At 75.9% G+C, this 17,846-nt stretch carries 21 protein-coding genes; 13 read left to right on the forward strand and 8 right to left on the reverse strand.

Going from position 1 to position 17,846, the window contains the following annotated elements:
• Window positions 1–212: 212 nt before the first annotated feature.
• The 8 genes from ACH4SE_RS33300 to ACH4SE_RS33335 all read left to right on the forward strand — a co-directional run bounded on the left by ACH4SE_RS33300 (window position 213) and on the right by ACH4SE_RS33335 (window position 5,318).
• The gene (locus tag ACH4SE_RS33300; RefSeq protein ID WP_398547289.1) at window positions 213–581 is read left to right on the forward strand and encodes a sortase-dependent protein; all 369 of its coding nucleotides are present in this window, start codon (window positions 213–215) and stop codon (window positions 579–581) included.
• On the forward strand, window positions 578–1,183 hold the full coding sequence (locus tag ACH4SE_RS33305; protein ID WP_398547331.1) for a class F sortase: 606 nt from the start codon (window positions 578–580) through the stop codon (window positions 1,181–1,183). The genes ACH4SE_RS33300 and ACH4SE_RS33305 overlap by 4 nt, the downstream gene beginning before the upstream one ends.
• A 31-nt stretch (window positions 1,184–1,214) precedes the next feature.
• Complete coding sequence (locus tag ACH4SE_RS33310; protein ID WP_398547290.1) at window positions 1,215–1,721, forward strand: RNA polymerase sigma factor; 507 nt, start codon at window positions 1,215–1,217, stop codon at window positions 1,719–1,721.
• A complete protein-coding gene (locus ACH4SE_RS33315) occupies window positions 1,705–2,133 on the forward strand; it encodes a hypothetical protein (protein ID WP_398547291.1) in 429 nt (142 codons plus the stop codon). The genes ACH4SE_RS33310 and ACH4SE_RS33315 overlap by 17 nt, the downstream gene beginning before the upstream one ends.
• Before the next feature lie 149 nt (window positions 2,134–2,282).
• Complete coding sequence (gene crcB / locus ACH4SE_RS33320) at window positions 2,283–2,756, forward strand: fluoride efflux transporter CrcB (RefSeq protein WP_398547292.1); 474 nt, start codon at window positions 2,283–2,285, stop codon at window positions 2,754–2,756.
• Window positions 2,753–3,127, forward strand: coding sequence for a fluoride efflux transporter CrcB (gene crcB, locus ACH4SE_RS33325; RefSeq protein WP_398547293.1), 375 nt, complete (start codon window positions 2,753–2,755; stop codon window positions 3,125–3,127). The genes crcB (ACH4SE_RS33320) and crcB (ACH4SE_RS33325) overlap by 4 nt, the downstream gene beginning before the upstream one ends.
• Before the next feature lie 199 nt (window positions 3,128–3,326).
• Window positions 3,327–4,655, forward strand: coding sequence for an FAD-dependent oxidoreductase (locus ACH4SE_RS33330; protein ID WP_398547294.1), 1,329 nt, complete (start codon window positions 3,327–3,329; stop codon window positions 4,653–4,655).
• A gap of 36 nt (window positions 4,656–4,691) precedes the next feature.
• Window positions 4,692–5,318 (forward strand): sugar O-acetyltransferase, encoded by a 627-nt coding sequence (locus ACH4SE_RS33335; protein WP_398547295.1) that lies wholly within the window; start codon window positions 4,692–4,694, stop codon window positions 5,316–5,318.
• On the opposite strand, the gene ACH4SE_RS33340 is transcribed toward ACH4SE_RS33335, so the two are convergent.
• From ACH4SE_RS33340 to ACH4SE_RS33350, 3 genes are read right to left on the reverse strand one after another with little or no spacing between them, the layout of a single operon-like run.
• On the reverse strand, window positions 5,293–5,955 hold the full coding sequence (locus ACH4SE_RS33340; protein ID WP_398547296.1) for a response regulator: 663 nt from the start codon (window positions 5,953–5,955) through the stop codon (window positions 5,293–5,295). The two genes, ACH4SE_RS33335 and ACH4SE_RS33340, sit on opposite strands and share 26 nt — an antisense overlap.
• Window positions 5,952–7,142, reverse strand: a complete 1,191-nt coding sequence (locus ACH4SE_RS33345; RefSeq protein WP_398547297.1) for a sensor histidine kinase — start codon at window positions 7,140–7,142, stop codon at window positions 5,952–5,954. Before ACH4SE_RS33345 ends, ACH4SE_RS33340 begins: the two co-directional genes overlap by 4 nt.
• Window positions 7,143–7,147: 5 nt before the next feature.
• Window positions 7,148–9,349, reverse strand: a complete 2,202-nt coding sequence (locus ACH4SE_RS33350) for an MMPL family transporter (protein WP_398547298.1) — start codon at window positions 9,347–9,349, stop codon at window positions 7,148–7,150.
• A gap of 108 nt (window positions 9,350–9,457) precedes the next feature.
• On the opposite strand from ACH4SE_RS33350, the gene ACH4SE_RS33355 reads away from it, so the two are divergent.
• Window positions 9,458–10,120, forward strand: coding sequence for a class I SAM-dependent methyltransferase (locus ACH4SE_RS33355; protein WP_398547299.1), 663 nt, complete (start codon window positions 9,458–9,460; stop codon window positions 10,118–10,120).
• Between the two features lie 12 nt (window positions 10,121–10,132).
• Here ACH4SE_RS33355 and ACH4SE_RS33360 read toward each other — a convergent pair whose 3' ends face one another.
• The gene (locus tag ACH4SE_RS33360) at window positions 10,133–10,549 is read right to left on the reverse strand and encodes a hypothetical protein (RefSeq protein WP_398547300.1); all 417 of its coding nucleotides are present in this window, start codon (window positions 10,547–10,549) and stop codon (window positions 10,133–10,135) included.
• A gap of 153 nt (window positions 10,550–10,702) precedes the next feature.
• On the opposite strand from ACH4SE_RS33360, the gene ACH4SE_RS33365 reads away from it, so the two are divergent.
• Window positions 10,703–11,506 carry a hypothetical protein gene (locus tag ACH4SE_RS33365; protein WP_398547301.1) on the forward strand — a complete coding sequence of 268 codons (804 nt, stop codon included), beginning with the start codon at window positions 10,703–10,705 and terminating at the stop codon, window positions 11,504–11,506.
• Window positions 11,507–11,735: 229 nt separating this feature from the next.
• Here the strand turns inward: ACH4SE_RS33365 and ACH4SE_RS33370 are convergent, their stop codons facing one another.
• Window positions 11,736–12,149 carry a winged helix-turn-helix transcriptional regulator gene (locus tag ACH4SE_RS33370; protein ID WP_398547302.1) on the reverse strand — a complete coding sequence of 138 codons (414 nt, stop codon included), beginning with the start codon at window positions 12,147–12,149 and terminating at the stop codon, window positions 11,736–11,738.
• A gap of 122 nt (window positions 12,150–12,271) precedes the next feature.
• Here ACH4SE_RS33370 and ACH4SE_RS33375 point away from each other — a divergent pair, with 122 nt between their 5' ends.
• Window positions 12,272–13,213, forward strand: coding sequence for an NADP-dependent oxidoreductase (locus ACH4SE_RS33375; protein ID WP_398547303.1), 942 nt, complete (start codon window positions 12,272–12,274; stop codon window positions 13,211–13,213).
• Between the two features lie 188 nt (window positions 13,214–13,401).
• Here the strand turns inward: ACH4SE_RS33375 and ACH4SE_RS33380 are convergent, their stop codons facing one another.
• Window positions 13,402–13,866, reverse strand: coding sequence for an NUDIX domain-containing protein (locus ACH4SE_RS33380; protein WP_398547304.1), 465 nt, complete (start codon window positions 13,864–13,866; stop codon window positions 13,402–13,404).
• 436 nt (window positions 13,867–14,302) lie between these two features.
• Window positions 14,303–15,250, reverse strand: coding sequence for a LysR family transcriptional regulator (locus ACH4SE_RS33385; RefSeq protein WP_398547305.1), 948 nt, complete (start codon window positions 15,248–15,250; stop codon window positions 14,303–14,305).
• Window positions 15,251–15,320: 70 nt separating this feature from the next.
• Here ACH4SE_RS33385 and ACH4SE_RS33390 point away from each other — a divergent pair, with 70 nt between their 5' ends.
• Entirely contained in the window at window positions 15,321–16,208 is an 888-nt protein-coding gene (locus ACH4SE_RS33390; protein WP_398547306.1) for an SDR family NAD(P)-dependent oxidoreductase, read from the forward strand.
• Window positions 16,209–16,215: 7 nt separating this feature from the next.
• Here ACH4SE_RS33390 and ACH4SE_RS33395 read toward each other — a convergent pair whose 3' ends face one another.
• Window positions 16,216–16,788, reverse strand: a complete 573-nt coding sequence (locus ACH4SE_RS33395) for a TetR family transcriptional regulator (protein WP_398547307.1) — start codon at window positions 16,786–16,788, stop codon at window positions 16,216–16,218.
• A gap of 103 nt (window positions 16,789–16,891) precedes the next feature.
• On the opposite strand from ACH4SE_RS33395, the gene ACH4SE_RS33400 reads away from it, so the two are divergent.
• Complete coding sequence (locus ACH4SE_RS33400) at window positions 16,892–17,740, forward strand: SDR family NAD(P)-dependent oxidoreductase (protein ID WP_398547308.1); 849 nt, start codon at window positions 16,892–16,894, stop codon at window positions 17,738–17,740.
• The last annotated feature ends 106 nt before the right edge of the window (window positions 17,741–17,846 follow it).

A 17,846-nucleotide genomic window follows, 5' to 3' on the forward strand; every position in this document is an offset into this window, starting at 1 on the left:
GGAGGGGTCTGCGGGGCGCGGCCCCGGGAGGAGGCACCCCACCGGGAGGTGACCCGGCGGGGGCGGCGGGCCGCGCGCGGGCCAGAGGACTTTGCCTGCTCTTTACAGCAGGCCCTCCCGGCCCCACGTCTCTCCGTTCGCTTCCGGACAGGAAGTTGCCGCCCGGCGCCCCGCTCAGGGGGTGTTCGGGCCGAATCGACAGGAGACAGCTCATGCGTGCACGGTCCGTCCTCGCCGCCCTCGGTTGCGCCGCGGCGCTCGCTCTCGCCGGGGCGGGAACGGCGTCCGCCGACAGCGGGGCGAAGCCCGCCCCGCGGCCGTCGACGGGCTCGGTGGCCCGGCCCACCGCGCGGCCCCACCCGACCGCGTCCCCGGCGGTGGGGAGCGGCAGCCGCACCGGAGCGGACGGCGGTCAGGTGCACGCCGTGCCGCGGGGTGCGGCGGACACCGGTGTGCCGCCTGTCGCGAGCGGGTCCGGCTCCTCCGCCGGGGGGACGGCCGCGGGTGTGGCCGGGGGTGTGCTGGTTCTCGGGGCGGGCGTGTTCGCCGTCCGCCGCCGGCAGCTCGCGGCGCGGGGCTGAGCTTGTCCGCGGTGCGGCCGGGCGCCGCGCTGTGCCTCGCGGGTCTGCTGCTCGCGGGTTGCGCCCCCGGCGCGGCCCGCGGGGCGGCGGTCCGCCCGGTGGTGGCCACGGCGCCGGTGACGGCGCGGGCGGCGCCGCTCGCGGCGTCCGTGCCGACCCGTCTGGTGATCCCCTCCATCGGTGTGGACACGCCGCTCACCGGGCTCGGCCTGCGGGCCGACGGCACCGTCGCGGTGCCGCCGGTGGCCGCGCACGCGCCCGCGGGGTGGTACCGCGGTTCGCCGACGCCGGGGGAGCCCGGGCCCGCGGTGCTCCTCGGGCACGTGACGGTGGGGAAGTTCGGCGACGGCGTGTTCGTGCGGCTCTCGGCGCTGGAGCCGGGGGCCCGCGTCACCGTGCGGCGGGCGGACGGCACCGCCGCGGTGTTCACCGTGTACGCCGTGCGTACGGTCGCCAAGGACCGTTTCCCGACGCGGGACGTCTACGGTGACACGGCCCGTCCCGAGCTGCGGCTGATCACGTGCGGCGGCCCGCGGACGGGGAGCGGGTACCGCGACAACGTGGTCGTTTTCGCGTCGTTCGACGGCGCCGGTGCGGTGTGACCGCGCCGGCCGCCCCTGACCCTGGAGCACGGTGACCCCGTCCGAGGGCCGGGCAGCCGCGGAGCTGTTCGCCGATCTCTATCCCGGTCTCGCCGGGTGGTGCCGCCGTCTCGTCGACGACGACGGCACCGCCCACGAGATCGCGTCCGAGGCGTTCACCCGCCTGTGGGCGCGCTGGTCGTCGGTGACGGAGCCGCGCGGTTTCGTGTACGTGACCGCGGCCAACCTCGTGCGCGACCACTGGCGCAGACTGGACCGCGAGCGCAGGGCCGTACGGCGGGCGGGGACGGAGGCCGCGCTGGACGGGCAGCGGCGGGCGCAGGCGGGCGCGGAGTCGGCCGTCCCGGTGCGGATGCTCGTGCAGTCGCTGCCGGAGCGGCTGCGGACGGCTGTGCTGCTGTACTACTACGCCGACCTTCCGGTCCGGGAGATCGCTCTGCTGACGAAGCGCAAGGAAGGCACGATCCGGGCCGATCTGCACGCCGCCCGGGAGTATCTGCGCGCCGGACTGGGGGAACGCCTTGATCACACCCGTTGAGCCGTGGGACGAGCCCTACGACGCGGATCTGGCGGCGCTGCTGCGCGAGGGAACGGCCGAACTGGCCCCGCCGCCCGGCGCCTTCCGCCGCATCCGGCGGCGCGCCGCCCGGCGCCGGTGGGCGCGGGCCGCGGTGGCGGGCGGTGTGACGGCCGTGGTCGTCGGTGCCGCCGCCACGCTGTGGCCCGTGCCGGACACGGGTGCCCCGGCGCCCCCGCTCGCGCCGCCCGCGGCGACGTCCGCCCCGGCGCCGGCCCCGTCGCGGACGCCCGCGGTCCGCACTCCCACCGGGCAGCCGGACCGCAGGGCCCCGGAGCCGACCGCGTCCCCCCGGAGCGGGCGTTCCGGGGGGACGGGCAGTGCGGCCGTCCGGGCCCGGCAGGGATTTTCGGGCCGGAGCGCGGCCCGGTAAACTGGCCGCGAGCGGCGGGCCGGTGACGGCCGCCGCGCGGCGGTGGGGCTCGCCGTACCCGAACCGCGGCACGTGTGCCGCCAACGGTCCCTACTTGTGACGACGCGCGCCCGCGTGCCCGGGCGCGGCACGAGTAGGAGACGCGACCGATGACGACCACGCCCCGCGAGCCGAGCGCCGGACCGCGCAGCCCGGACACCCCCGTCCCGTCCCGCGCGCCGGGGCAGGGCCAGGCGCCCGTGGTGGCGGCCGTCGCGCTGGGCGGCGCGATCGGTGCCTCGGCCCGCTACGGGGCGGGCCTGCTGTGGCCCACGCCCAGCGGCTCCTTCCCGTGGACGACGCTGTTCGTCAACGCCGCCGGCTGCGCCGTGATCGGCGTCTTCATGGTGCTGATCACCGAGGTGTGGACGGTGCACCGCCTCGTGCGCCCCTTCTTCGGCACGGGCGTCCTCGGCGGCTTCACGACGTTCTCCACCTACGCCGTCGACATCCAGCAGCTCGTCCAGCACGGCCACGCCCGTACCGCGCTGGCCTACCTGGCCACCACCCTGCTCGCCGCGCTCTGCGCGGTGTGGCTGGCGGCGGCGGCGACCCGCGGGCTCATGGCGGGGAGGGCGCGGTGAACTGGCTGCTGGTGGTGGCGGGCGCGATGGTGGGCGCCCCGCTGCGCTACCTGACCGACCGCGCCGTCCAGGCCCGGCACGACACGGTCTTCCCGTGGGGCACCTTCGCCGTGAACGTCTCCGGCTGCCTCGTCCTCGGTGTGCTGACGGGCGCGGTGGGCTACGGCGCCGCCCCGCACTCCGTGCAGCTGCTCGCCGGTACGGGCCTGTGCGGGGCGCTCACCACGTATTCGACGTTCTCCTACGAGACACTGCGGCTCACCACCGGCGGCTTCCGCTTCCTGGCCGCGGCCAACGCGGTGGCGAGCGTGGCGGCGGGGCTCGGCGCGGCCTTCACGGGCGCCGCCCTGGCCCAGGCCCTCTGGGCGTGACGCCCCCGCGCCCGCCGGGGAGCGCCCCGCCGCGCCCCTGTGCGCCCTGCCGCTCACGGCGGGTGCGCGGGAGGATCGGCGAGGCGTCGGGGCGCACCGTACGAGAGGGGATCCGCGGGTGGCGGCACAGGGAGCGGCGGACGGTACCGCGGCGGGGGAGGGCACGGCGGCGGACGGGTCACCCGGGGACGATCACGCCGTGGTCGTCGGGGCCGGGCTGTCCGGTCTGCTCACGGCGCACGCCCTCGCGCGCGGCTTCGCGCGGGTCACGCTCGTCGAGCGGGACGCGCCGGCCACCGGCGAAGCCCGCTTCCGGGCCGGTGTCCCGCAGTCCCGGCACGTCCACATCCTGTGGAACCGCGGGCTGACGGAGATGGACGCGCTGCTGCCCGGAGTCGTCGCCGAACTGGCCGCGGCGGGCGGCGAGATCGTGCACGCGCCCGAGCAGATGCGCTGGCTCTCGCCCGCGGCGTGGTTCACCGGTGTGCGCGGCGCGCGCTACCTGTCCGTCTCCCGGGAGGTGCTGGAGGCGGTGCTGCGGCGCCGCGTCCTGGACGGCGGCGCGGTCACCGCCTTGGACCGGCACGAGGCGACGGCCCTCGTGGCCGGGCCCGGCCGGCGGACGGTGGCGGGCGTGACGCTCCGCGAACGCGGCGGCAGCGGGCGGCAGTTCGCACTGCCCGCCGGGCTCGTGGCCGTCGCCACCGGGCGCGGCGCGCGCCTCACGGAGTGGCTGGGGCAGCTCGGCTGCCCGCCGCCCCCGACCGAGCGGATCGACGCGCACCTCGGCTACTCCTCCCGCTACTACCGGCGCCCGGCGTCCCCGCAGGCGGCGGGCGGCTGGAAGGCGATGTACGTGCAGGGCAACCAGGACCTGCCGCGCAGCGGCGTCATCGTGCCCATCGACGGCGACCGCTGGCTCGTCACCCTCATCGGCCAGGGCGCCCACCGGCCGCCCGTCGAGGAGCGGGCCTGGCTCGACTTCGCCGCCTCGCTGCGCTCCACCGAGCTGGCGGACGCCCTCACCCACGCCGAGCCGCTCTCCGGCGCGGTGGCCTTCCGCGCGACGGCCAACGAGTGGACGCACTACGAGCGTTCGGCGGAGGTCCCCGGCCGCCTCCTCGTCGTCGGGGACGCGCTGTGCCGCTTCAACCCCGTCTACGGCCACGGCATGTCGGTGGCCGCGCTCCAGGCGCGGGTGGTCGCCGGGTACGCGGCGGGCACGGCCGGCCCCGCCCTCGCCGCCCGTACGCGCGAGGTGCAGAGGGCGGTGGCCCGGTGCGTGCGTGGGGCGTGGGCGATCGCGACGGGCGAGGACGGCCGCTACCCGGACACGGACGGCCCGGCCCCGGGCCTGCTCGGCAGGTTCCAGCAGGGCTACATGGCAAGGGTGCTGGCCGCCGCCAACACCGATCCGCTGGTCGCGTCCGCGTTCTTCGGGGTGCTGTCGCTGGACCGCCGCCCCGAGTCGCTGCTCGCCCCGCGTGTGGCCGTACGCGCCCGCCGCCGCCCGGCGCCTTCCCCGTAGGCTCCCCGGAAGGACCCGAGGGAGGAGCGGCGCGCCGTGACGCACACGCACGAAGAGCACGTCCTGGCCAAGATAGCGAAGGGCCTCGTCTACACCGAGTCGGAGGCGTCCTTCCAGGCCCGGCTGCGCCGGGCGGACGAGATCTTCGCCTACAACCACACACCGCCGGGCGACGAGCGCCGCCGCCGCGAGCTGCTCACCGCGATCCTCGGCTCGGTCGGCGAGCGCACCGTACTGCTCCCGCCCTTCCACGCCGCCTTCGGCAGCAACGTCCACATCGGCGACGACTTCTTCGGCAACGTGAACCTCACGTGCGTCGACGACGTCGAGATCCGCATCGGCAGCGATGTCATGATCGCCCCGAGCGTGACCCTGACGACGACCGGACATCCCGTCCACCCCGCCCGCCGGGCGGACTTCGGGCGCTTCTCCGAGCCGATCGTGATCGAGGACAAGGTGTGGATCGGCAGCAACGCCGTCGTCCTGCCGGGGGTGCGGATCGGCTACGGATCGGTCATCGGCGCGGGCAGCGTCGTCAGCCGCGACATCCCGCCGATGACCGTCGCGGTCGGCACCCCCTGCCGGGTGCTGCGCGAGATCACCGATGCCGATCTGACCACCCGCAGCGCGCAGCACCTCAACGGCGGTCCGGCCGCCGGGTGATGAGCCCGCGCTCGATCGCGGTCACCACGGCGTGCGTGCGGTCGCTGACGTCCAGCTTGGCGAACACCCGCAGCAGGTGCGTCTTGACGGTCGCCTCCGCGATGACGAGGCGGCGGCCGATCTCCACGTTCGACAGCCCGTCGGCGACGGCGTCCAGCACCTGCTGCTCGCGCGCCGTCAGCACGACGGGAGCGGGGCGGCGCATGCGCGAGACCAGCTTCTGTGCGACGCGCGGCGCGAGGACGGTCTCGCCGCGCGCGGCGGCGTGGATCGCGGCGACGAGCTGCTCGCGCGTGGCGTCCTTGAGCAGGTAGCCGATCGCGCCCGCCTCGACCGCCCGCTCGATCTCCTCGTCGGTGTCGTAGGTGGTCAGGATCAGCACCCGGGTGCCGGGGTGGCGGCGCACGATCTCCGCGGTCGCGGCCACCCCGTCCAGCACCGGCATCCGCAGGTCCAGCAGCGCGAGATCCGGCGCCAGCTCCGCGACCAGCGCGACCGCCTCGCGCCCGTCGCCCGCCTCCCCGACGACGTCGATCGTCGCGTCCCCGGACACCAGCGCGGCCACCCCGGCGCGCATCACCACGTGGTCGTCGGCGAGGACGACCCGCAACCGACCGCTCTCCCGCTGCTCGTTCACTGTTCGCCCTTCCTGGCGGTGGGGATGACGGCGAGGACGCGCGTGCCGTCGCCGACCGAGCTGGTGACGTTCAACTCGCCGCCCAGCTCGGCCATCCGGCGGCGCATCCCGTCCAGGCCGAAGCCCTGCGAGGTGCCGACGGCGAAGCCGCGCCCGTCGTCGGTGATCTCCAGCTCGACCCGGTCCCCGTACGCGGTGAGGACCAGGCCGACGGTCGAGGCGCCCGCGTGCTTGCGGACGTTGGCCAGCGACTCCTGCGTGCAGCGCAGCAGCGCGATACGGGTCTGCTGGTCGCACTCCACCTCGGCCAGCTCGGCGTCCGTGGCGAGGCCGGTGTCCTCCGCGAAGCGCTCCAGGACGCGGCGCAGCGTCGCCGTCACCGGCCCCTGCCCGTCCCCGCCGGTCGGCGCGGCCCGCACCAGGGCCCGCGCCTCGGCCAGGTTCTCCCGCGCGGTGCGCTCGATCGACCGCAACTGCTGTGCGGAACGCTGGGGTTCGTCCGCGATGCCCGAACGGGCCGCCTCCGCCAATGCGATGATCGACGCGAAGCCCTGCGCGAGCGTGTCGTGGATCTCGCGGGCGAGCCGCTCGCGCTCCTCGGTGGCGCCCTGCTGCTGGTAGGCCTCCACCAACCGGATCCGGGCGCCCTCCAGTTCGGCGTTGAGCTGCCGGACCCGCTCGTCGTTCTGCTCGATCAGCCGCACCGCCGCCAGCCCGGCCGCGACGCTCACCGCGAAGGCCGCGAGCGTCGCGACCGCGTTGCCGGTGAAGACGTTCGGGCTCAGCCCCTGGGGGGCGTCGCCGCCCAGCACGGTCACGGCGGCCGCGATCCCGCTGGAGGAGACGGCCGGGCCCGGCGCACCGGCCAGGTACCAGAAGTGCGGCAGCGTCGCGACGTACACCGACGCCCCGCCCTCGCGCAGGTACGCCATGCCGCCGAGCCCCGCGATCAGCACCCAGACCACCGTGCGCGGACGCGAGACCGCACGCCCCGGGAAGGCGAGCGTCAGCAGGTAGTAGGCCCCCACCGCGACCGGGAGCCCCACCGCCGCGTAGCGCGCCGGACCCGGGTCGTCCCGGCCGGCCAGCACCAGGGGCAGCAGCCCGAGGAGCAGCCAGCCGAGGACGTACCAGCGGTGCAGGGACCACGCACGCACCTGCCCTGCGGGCCGCAACCAGGGAGTCATGCAGCTCAGCCTACGTTTACGGCGTCTGCGGCAGGCTGCCGGCCGGCGGCCGCGGCCGCCCGCGCCCGGCGGGCCGCCCGCGACGGGTACCAGCTGCGCTCGCCGAGCAGCAGCAGCGCCGCGGGCAGCACCACGATGCGGATGACGAACGCGTCCAGCAGCACCGCGACCGCGAGGCTGAAGCCGATCTGCTTCATCTCGATCAGGTGCAGCCCGACGAAGCTCGCGAAGACCGTCACCATCACGAAGGCCGCGCTCGTCACGACGCTCGCCGAGCGGCCGATGCCGTCCAGCACCGCCTTGCGCGTGGTCTCCCCGCGCAGCACCGCCTCCCGGATCCGGCTGATCACGAACACCTGGTAGTCCATCGACAGCCCGAAGAGGATCACGAAGAGGAAGAGCGGCACGCGCGAGCCGATCGACCCGGTGGAGGTGAAGCCCAGCGCCCCCTCCGCCCAGCTGCCCTGGAAGACCAGGGTGAGCACGCCGAGCGCCGCGCCCGCCGACAGCAGGTTGAGCAGCACGCCGAGCAGGCCGATGACCAGCGAGCCGAACGCCCACACGGTGAGGGCGAAGGTGACCAGCAGCAGCGCCCCGATGACGAGCGGCATCTTCGTCTTCTCGTGCGCGGGGTAGTCCGCGAAGCGCGCGATGTCGCCGGTGACCGCGACCTCCGCGCCCGGCAACGCGCCGAAGGCCGCGGGCAGGTAGTCCTTCCGCAGGTGCGCGAGCGAGGTGTGCGCCCGGTCGGAGCTGACGTACGCCGGGACGCCCAGCTCCAGCATGCTGACCCGGTGGTCGGCGGAGGTGCGCAGTGCGGAGGTGCCGGCGAAGACGGGGTCGGCCTTCGCGCGGGCCGCGACGTCCCGCAGTGCCGCGGCGACCGCGCCCGCCTGGCCCGGATCGGCCCTCACCAGCACCTGGTTCATCGACGTCTGCTCCGGGAAGGCCTGGTTGGTTCGGTCCCAGGCCTGCATCGCCGGCAGGCCGCGGCTGTACGTCTCGCGCCCGATGTCGGTGAGCTTCAGCCCGCCCAGCGGCGCGGCCAGCGCGAGCAGGGCGAGCACTCCCACCGCGAGCGTGGCCGCGGGGCGCCTGGCGGTGCCGCGCAGCACGGCGCCGACGAGCCGCCCGCCGCCCTGCCGGGACGGGCTCTTGACCGTGCGGCCCTTGCGGGCCCGGCGCTCCGCGCGCCGCTCCGCCCGTACACCCAGCTTGACCAGCACCGCGGGCAGGACCGTCATCGAGCTGACGACGGCGGCGAGGGCGACGACGATCGCGCCGGTCGCCAGCGACGAGAAGATCACGTCGTCCGCGAGGTAGAGCGTCGCGCTGGACGCGGCCACGGCGAGTCCGGAGACCACCACGGCCCGCCCGGACGTGGCCGCCGCCAGCTCCACCAGTTCCCGCGAGCCCAGCCTGCCGCCCGCCGCGGCCCGTTCCTCGCGTTCGCGTTTGAGGTAGAAGAGCGTGTAGTCGACGCCGACCGCGAGCCCGATGAGCAGGATGACGTTGGTGCCGACGCCGGCGTCCGGGAAGGCGTGCGAGGCGACCATCGACAGGCCGACGGCCGCCGCGATCGACGTCAGCGCGAGCAGCAGCGGTACGGTCGCCACCGCCACCGACCGGAAGACCAGCAGCAGCGTCAGCAACGTGACCGGCAGCGCGACGAGTTCGGTGCGCGACAGGTCGTCGCCGCGTTGTCCCTGCACGTCCTTGCTGATGGACGCCCCGCCGCTCTCCTCCACCCGCAGCGCCGGATACGCCTTCGCGACCAGGGCGGTCTGCGCGAGCACCGGGTCGACGTGGTTCTTGCCGTCCAGCTCCGCGCCCTTGAGGGTGACGTCCACCCGTACCGCCGTACGCCCGGTGTTGTACAGCGGGTCCGCGACGTCGGCGACTTCGGCCAGCCCCCGCATCCTCGCCACGACGTCCCGCGCGGCGGCGCCGGCGGCCCCGCCGTCCAGCGCACCGCTCCGCGCGGTGATCAGCACCTTCTCGACGGCCTTCTGCTCCAGCCCGCCCGAGGCCGCGACGGCCTCCGCGCGCCCGGCCTCGCCCACCCGGAAGTCGTCGGCGGTGGCGGCGTGCCCGCCGAGGGCCGCACCCGCGCCCAGGCACAGGACGACGAAGACGAACCAGCCGACGATGGCCCGCCAGGGGTGGCGGGCGCTCCAACGAGCCATGTGTACCGGAAGATTTCCCATGCCTCGATGCTGGCCTCGCGACCGGTGCGGACATCAGCATCGCCCGGTGGAACCTCCCGTCCACCGACCGGTGGACCCCCGCGGTCGCCCACCTCGACAATGCCGGGTATGAGCGTGCGATACGACGAGGTGATCGGCCCGCTGCGCGAGGCGTACGACGCGCGCGCCGCCTGGCGCGACGGGCTCGCCAAGGAGCCCTGGAAGCTCGCCGAACGGCAGGCCTTCCGCGACCGGCTCGCCCCGGGCGCCCGGCTGCTGGAGATCGGCGCCGGCACCGGCCAGGACAGCGCCTACTTCCAGGACGAGGGCTTCGACGTCGTCGCGGCCGACCTGTCGCCCGCGATGGTCGAGCGCTGCCGCGCCAAGGGCGTCGACGCCCACGTCATGGACATCCTGCACCTGGACCTCCCGGCGGCCTCCTTCGACGCGGTGTTCACGATGAACTGCCTGCTCCACGTCCCCAACCGCGAACTGCCCGCGGCCCTCGCGGCGGTCCGCGGGGTCCTGCGCCCCGGCGGGCTGTTCTTCGTCGGCGTGTACGGCGGGGCCGAGAGCGTGGAGGGCCCGATCGAGGGCGACGAGCACGTACCGCCGCGCTTCTTCTCCCGGCGTACGGACGGCCTGCTGCTCGGCTTCGCCACGGCGAGCTTCGACGTCGCCGACTTCCACTCCGCCGACGTCGGGGGCGGCCGCCGCTTCCAGTCGCTGACGCTGCGCCGCCCGGACGCCGACCCGCGGGACGACGGCCCGGACGCCGGTGGGGAGTTCTGACCGGCCGACGGCTCAGACGTCGGCGGGGACCTGCGCCCCGGCGCCGAACACCCGCTGCCGCCACATGACGCCCAGCAGCGCGGCCATCAGCAGCGCGACGGCGGCCATCTCCACCCGCATCCACCCCGGGAAGGTCCCCGGCAGCGAGGCCTCCACCGCGTTGGCGACGAGCAGCACCCCGGCGACGACCCCGAGCGCCCGCACCGCCCGCACGCTTCCCGCCCGCGCCGACCGCAGCCGCAGCAGGAGCAGGAACGCCAGCACGGTGACGATCACCGCGTGCCCCCACGCCTCCCGCGTCGCCTGCCCGGGCGCGGCGGCGGCGAGGATCCCCAGCGTCACGACCGTCCCGGCCATCCCCGCGGCGTAGACCGCGACCAGCACACCGACGGCGTTCAGCCGTCGCGATACGTCCGTATTGGCCCCCATGCCGCCCAATGGAGGGATTCGGGCGGGCCCGTCAACCCGGACGGCCGGGCCTTGACCCGGCGGATACCCTTCCGCTTCCGGCGGGGGCGGGCGGTTCTGCGTATCCGCCCACGGGAGGGGCCCGCGGAGTGGTGTGATGCCTTCATGGCCGGGATGAGCATCACCGTGTGTCTGCCCGCGGGCGCCGCCGACGACGTGGAGGAGGCCGTGGCGCAGGCGATGGCGCCCTTCGAGAGCGATGGCTCGGGCAGCCCCGAACGCGATGTCTGGGATTCCTGGTACGTCAGCGGCGGCACCGTCCACGGCAGCGGCTTCAACGTCCTCCCCGGCCACGAGCGGGACCCCCGGCTGATCCACGAGATCCCCGGCCGGTGGTGGCGGCCCGGCGCCGAGGCGACCCCCAACGAATTCGGCTGGTGCGCGGGCGGCCCCCGCGGCCTCCTCGACTTCTCCGCGTCCGTTGAGGAGGCGGGGGCGCTGGCCGAGGCGGCGTGGCGGCGCTGGCACGAGCTGGCAGGGGAACTGCCCGAGCCCCTGCCGCGCGGGACCTTCACCGCCCGCCGCCGTACGGAGCCCGGCTACTCACGGGAGCAGGCCGGCGCCGACTACCACGGCCAGCCCCTCCTGGCAGCCTTCGAGGCATACCTGGAGAAGCTCCCCACCGAGCGCTACCGGTGGGACTTCCTCCGCTCCGTGGACCCGGTCGCCGACGTCGGCTCCGCGACCCTGGAGGAATTCCTCGCCCGGACCCTCTTCTCGGCCCTGAACACCCGCAACGTCCTCACCCTCGACGGCTGGTGGCACGAGGACGGCGGCCCCGGCATCCACAGCCTGTGCCACGGCCCCGCGACCTGCCCGCACACCCCCGGCATCCCCGCAGGCCAGGAACACGCCGACGCCTACCTGCGGGACCTCCCCGCCGACACCCTCCTGGTCAACGTGCACTGCCACGTCTGAGCCCGGTCCGCGGGCGGCGGTCCGTCGCCGCGCGCACGGCGTACGCCCGGCCCGCCGCCTCCCCGGGGCCCACGCCGTCACCTCGCTCTCCGGGCGCGGCCCGGACTGCGGGGCGGGGACGGCCGCCGCGTCCGGGGGGCAGAACTGGCGGGTCCAGCGGCGGAAGGGGCCGATCGGGCCGTCCCCCCGGGGGACGGCGGCTTCCGCGTGCCCGCGCGGTGGGCGGCGGTCAGGCCGGGAGCGGCTGGACGTCCTCGGCGGCGCGTGCGTCGTACGCGTCGCGGGCGTCGAGGACGGCGTCGATGTTGTCCTCGGACCACGCGCGGATCGCGCGCATGAGGGCGGTGACGCTCTCGCCGAGCGGGGTCGCCGCGTAGTCGACGCGCGGCGGGATGGTCGGGAAGACGGTGCGGGTGACCAGGCCGTCGCGCTCCAGGGTGCGCAGGGTCTGGGTGAGCATCTTCTGCGTGACGCCGTCCAGTCTGCGGCGCAGTTCGCCGAAGCGCAGCGGGCCGCCGGACAGGGCGCCCATGACCAGCATGGTCCACTTGTTGGCGAGGACGTCGAGAATCTGCCGGGAGGGGCAGGCGGCGAGGTAGGCGTCCGCGCCGCCTCGGAAGCGCAGGCCGTCGGTAGTACCCATGAGGTACCTATATACCTTTCAAGTGCCTTCTGTTCAACGGGTACCGGCCCTGCCGAGGATGGGGACGACCCCGCGGGACCCCGGCGGGGGATTGCCGAACCATCCGACAGGAGTGCACGACCATGCGCGCGATCACCCAGAAGACCTTCGGCGGCCCCGAGGTGCTGGAGCTCACCGGCGACGCCCCGCGGCCCGTTCCCGGTCCCACGCAGGTGCTGGTCCGGGTGCGGGCGACCAGCGTCAACCCGGTGGAGCTGTTCGTCCGTTCCGGCGCCTTCCCGCTGCTCGGCGAGCCGCCGTTCGTCCTGGGCTGGGACGTCTCGGGGGTCGTCGAGGAGGCCGATCCGGGCGTGCACCGCTTCGCCGTCGGCGACGAGGTCTACGGACTGCCGTACTTCCCGGCCGCCGCGGGCGCGAACGCCGAGTACGTCGTCGCCCCCGCGCGCCAGCTCGCCCGCAAGCCCGCGGGGATCAGCCACGAGGAGGCCGCGGCACTGCCGCTGGTGGGCCTGACCGCGTGGCACGCGCTGGCCGAGATCGCGCAGGTACAGCCCGGGCAGCGGGTCCTGGTCCACGGCGCGGGCGGCGGGCTCGGGCATGTGGCTGTGCAGATCGCCAAGCACCTGGGCGCCGAGGTCGTCGGCACGGCGAGCGCGGGCAAGCACGCCTTCCTGCGCGGGCTCGGCGCCGACCGGCTCATCGACTACCGCACCGAGGACTACGCACAGGTGCTGCGGGACGAGCCCGTCGACGTGGTGCTGGAGACGCTGGGCGGCGGCAACGCCGAGCGCTCGTTCGGGGTGCTGCGGCCCGGCGGGCTGCTGGTCACCGCGGTGGAGCGGCTCAGCACGACGCTGCCGCAGCTGGCGGCCGCCGCCGGGGTGCGCTTCGCGGCGGTCGGGGTCGAGCCGGACGCGGCGGGGCTGGCGGAGCTGACCGCACTGGTGGAGGCGGGGCGGCTGAAGGTGCACGTGCAGCAGGCCTTCCCGCTGGAAAAGCTCTCCGATGCGCACGCCCTGCTGGCGGCGGGCGGCGTGCAGGGCAAGCTCGCGATCAGCGTCTGACGGCCGGCGGCCTGCGCCGGTGCTCCCGCAGCCCGCGACCGGCCCCGGCACACGGCAGGGCGGCAGCCTCCAGCCCGCGGCCACCTCCCCCGGCGTCGCGTCCCGCCGGTCACCGGCCGCGACGGGTACGGCGCCGCCGCCACCTGCGCGGGCGGGCGGCGCGGGCGCGCCTGCGGACTGACCGGCCGTCAGAGCAGGTCCGCCAGCCGGTCCAGGAAGGCCGCCTGGGCCTTGACCACGAGCGCGCGGGCGGGGTCCAGGGCGAACCACGCCACCCGGTCCAGCTCGGGGAACGCCGCCGTGCGGCCGGAACCGCGCGGCCACTCCATCGTGAAGGTGCCGGGCACCACGTCCGCCGGGTCGAGGTCGCCCTCCACCGCCCACACCGTCACGTGCTTGCCGCCCGACTGCACCACCTCGCCGAGCGGCAGCGGCTCGCCCTCCGGGGCGGGCAGCCCCAGCTCCTCCCGGAATTCACGCCGGGCGGCGTCCCAGGGCGGCTCGTCCCCGGCGTACTCGCCCTTCGGCACGCTCCACGCCCCGGCGTCCCTGCGGGCCCAGAAGGGGCCGCCCATGTGCCCGAGCAGCACCTCCGGCCCGGTGGGCGTACGGCGGAAGAGGAGCAGGCCCGCGCTGCGTCTGATCTCGGCCATGGGGCCAGTGTCGCCGCTCCGGACGCCGTACGCGGGCCCTCACCGCGCCGCCCCGACGCCGTGCCGCGGCCTCGCACCGGTGGGGCCCCCGCCGCGGGCGGGTGTCAGGACGTGCTCCCCGGCGGCCTGGCGCGGGCGCGGGTCCGTACCGGCGGTGCGGCCCCCGGCGTAGGCGGGTGTCAGGACGTGCTCCCCGGCGGCCTGGTGCGGCGCGGGTCCGTACCGGCGGTGCGCTCCCCCGTGCGGGGGCGGCCTGGCGCGGGCGCGGGTCCGTACCGGCAGTGCGGCCCCCGGCGCCAGGCGGGCGTCAGGACGTGCTCCCCGGCGGTCTGGCGCGGGCGCGGGTCCGTACTGGCGGTGCGCTCCCCCGTGCGGGGGCGGCCTGGCGCGGGCGCGGGTCCGTACCGGCAGCGCGGCCCCCGCCGCCAGGCGGGTGTCAGGACGTGCTCCCCGGCGGCTGCCGGTCGCCGCCCTCCACGGCCGCGGCCCGCAGCGCGGCTCCCACGCGGAGCACCGCGTCGCTCGGCGGCGGGTGCGGCAGCCGGGCCAGCAGCAGCCGGCGCTGCTCCTGCGGGCCGCCGCGCACGGGCAGGACGCGCACGCCCGGCGGCGCGGCGGCGGCGAGCGCGGCCGGCACGGTGGTCAGGCCGCAGCCGGCGGCGACGAGTTGGAGCTTGGCGAGCCAGTCGCGGGCGACGTGCGCGATGTCGGGCCGCTCGTCCAGGCCGGGCCACACGCCCATCAGGTGGTCCTCGCCCGCCGAGGACCCGGCGATCCAGCGCTGCCCGCGCAGGTCGGCGACGTCGACGAAGTCACCGCGGGCCAGCGGGTGGGCGGCGGGCACGGCCAGGCACAGGGCCCGCTCGGCGAGCGTCCGCAGCACCAGCGGCGGCGACTCCGCGTCCGGCGGCCGGAAGGGCGGCGCCGAGGCGAGCACCGCGAGGTCCAGGCTGCCCGCGCGCAGCGCGCGGACCAGCGCCGGCGTGCTGGCGCCCTCCCGGCCCAGTACGCGCAGGCCCGGGTCGGTGCGGCGCAGGGCGGCGAGCGCGCGCGGCACCAGCGCGGCCCCCGCGCTCGGGTACCACCCCAGCCGTACGGTCGCGGCCTGCTCGTCCAGCCCCGACAGCTCGCGCGCGGCCGCGTCGATCTCGTCGAGGACGGTCGTGGCGCGGCGCATGACGACCCGTCCGGCGGCCGTGAGCCGTACGCCGTCGCGCCGCCGTTCCAGCAGCTCGGCGCCCGCGGCCCGTTCGATCGCGGCGATCTGACGGGACACCGCCGACTGCGTGTAGCCGAGCGCGGCCCCGGCCGCCGTGAAGGTCCCCTGCTCGGCGACGGCCCGCAGGACGCGCAGCGCGGTGAGTGACACATCCCTGAAGTCCATGACGATCACGCATACTAACCGTGCCGAAGAATCGTTGGACTCATGGAACGTGCGTTCCTAGCGTGGAGGCATGAGCACTTCACGCATCGCCCTCGTCACGGGCGCCAACCAGGGACTCGGCCGCGCGCTCGCCGAAGGGCTCGCCGCCCGTCTGGAACCCGGCGACCTCGTCCTCCTCACCGGCCGCGACCGCACCCGCGTCGGGACGGCGGCCGCCGAGGTCGGCGCGCTGCCCGGCAGCCGCGCCCGCGTCGAGGGCCGGGTCCTGGACGTCAGCGACGCCGAGGCCATCGCCCGGCTCGCCGAGGAGCTGCGGGCCGCGCACGGCGGCGTCGACATCGTCATCTCCAACGCCGTCACCCGCATGCTGCCCGAGGACTCGCAGGCCGAGCGGGCGGACGAGGTCATCGACGTCTCCAACACCGCCACCCACGCCGTCCTGCGCTCCTTCGGCGCCGTCCTGCGCCCGGGCGGCCGGCTGCTCGTGGTCGCCAGCAGCCTCGGCACCCTCGGCCACCTCGAACCGCGGCTGCACCACCTCTTCGACGGCGCGACGCTGGAGCAGGTCGAATACGCCGTGGAGTCCTGGCGCACCGCCATCCACGACGGGACGGCGCGGGAGGCGGGCTGGCCGGTGTGGCTGAACGTCCCCTCGAAGGTCGCCCAGGTCGCGGCCGTCCGCGCGGTCGCCGCCGAGCGGCGCGAGCGCGACCTCGCCGCCGGCACGCTGATCGCCTCGGTGTGCCCCGGTATGGTCGACACCGCCACCTCCCGCCCCTGGTTCAGCGACTACAGCCACGCCCAGACGCCCGCGGCCGCCGCCGAGGCCGTCCTCGCCCTCGTCCTCGCCGAGGGCGCCGACCCGGAGCTGTACGGCGAGCTGGTCCGCTTCGGCAAGCCGCTGGACTGGCACGCCGGCACCCCGCTGGTGGAGCAGGACGCGATGGTCAGGCCCTGAACCCCGCTCAGGCCGCGGTGGCCGCGAGGACGCGGGCGGTCGCGACGACCGTCTCGCGGCGCCGGGCGAGGGCGGCCCGGTCGGTCTCCTCGTCCAGCACCATGCGGCACATCCGGGGCACGGCGAAATTCCAGGCGACGAGTCCCATGAGGGTGAACAGCAGGTCCTGGACGGGGCGCAGCCGCTCGTCGTCCGCGGCGCCGCCCGCCAGCTGGTGCACCTTCTCCCGGAAGGCCTCCCGCCGCCCGCCCTCCTCCTCGTCCGGCCCCTCCAGGGCCTCCCAGAGCAGCAGCCGGATCAGCTCGGGGTGCTCGTGGTACCAGTCGAAGAGCTGCCCGACGGATTCCGCGACCGCGTCCGGGTCGAGTGCGAGGGAGAGCCGTACCTCCTCCAGCTTGGCCCGCAGGACGGCGGCGAACAGCTCCTCCTTGCTGCCGTAGTAGAGGTAGATGGCCTGCTTGTTGGCGCGCGCGGCCGCGGCGATCCGGTTGACCCGCGCCCCGGCGAGGCCGTGCTCGGCGAACTCCGCGGCGGCGGCGGCGAAGATCCGTCGTCTGGTGTCTTCCGCGTCATAGGCCATGAACGGATTAAACCATCCGGTTGACTCGGTGCCGCCGGGGAGGGCAGTATCGGCAGGGCAGTAAAACAACCGGATGGTTTATTCTTTTCCGAAAGGCTCGCCCGTGAGCACTCCCACCACTGCCTTCGTCCCCGCTCCCTCCACCGCGCCCGACGACGCCCCCGCGCCCGTGCCGGTGCGGACACCGCTGCCCAGTGCCCTCGCGGGCACGACCGCCGTGCTCGTCGGCGGCAGTTCGGGCATCGGGCTGGCGGCGGGCGTCCTGCTGCGCACGGTCGGGGCGCGGGTGGTGCTGGTCGCCCGCGACCCCGAACGGCTGCGGGCGGCCGCGGACCGCCTACGGGCCGTTCCGGGCCCGGCCCCGCACCCGGCGGAGGACCCCGTCGTGGAGGTCCCGGGGGACGGCGGGGACGAGCGGGTGCTCACCGAGGCCTTCGACCGGGCGGGCGAGGTCGGCCACGTCCTCGTCACCGCGGGCGGCGTCACGGGCGCCGGCCCGCTGGCCGCCCTCACCCCTGACGGCATCCGCGCCACCCTCGACTCCCGCCTCCAGTCCGCCTTCGCCGTGGCCCGCCTGGCCGCGGCCCGCCTCCCCGCGGGCGGCTCCCTCACCTACAGCTCGGGCATCCTCGTGACCCGCCCGGCCCCCGGCATGACCGCCCCCCTCTCCGCCGCCGGTGCCGTCGAAACCCTCACCAGGGCCCTCGCCGTCGAACTCGCCCCCACCCGGCGCCGCGTCAACGCCGTCCGCTTCGGCCGCATCGACACCCCCCTCTGGCGCACCTTCCCCGGCATGGACTCCCCCGAAGCCGTCACCACCGCCGGCGCCACCCACCCCCTCGGCCGCTTCGGCACCGCCGAGGAAGCCGCGTCCGCGGCCCTCTTCCTGATGGCCAACAACTACATGACCGGCCAGATCCTCACCCTCGACGGCGGCGAGACCCTCACCTGACGCCTTCCCGCACCAGCCTGCCGCGGAGGGATCCGCCGGTGAGCGCCTCCGCGGGCCGGAGCAGAAGCGCCCGGCGATGGCGTGCCCGCGGGACTCGTTGCGCGAG

The sequence above is a fragment of the Streptomyces sp. NPDC020983 genome (assembly GCF_044333485.1).
GTDB lineage: Bacteria > Actinomycetota > Actinomycetes > Streptomycetales > Streptomycetaceae > Actinacidiphila.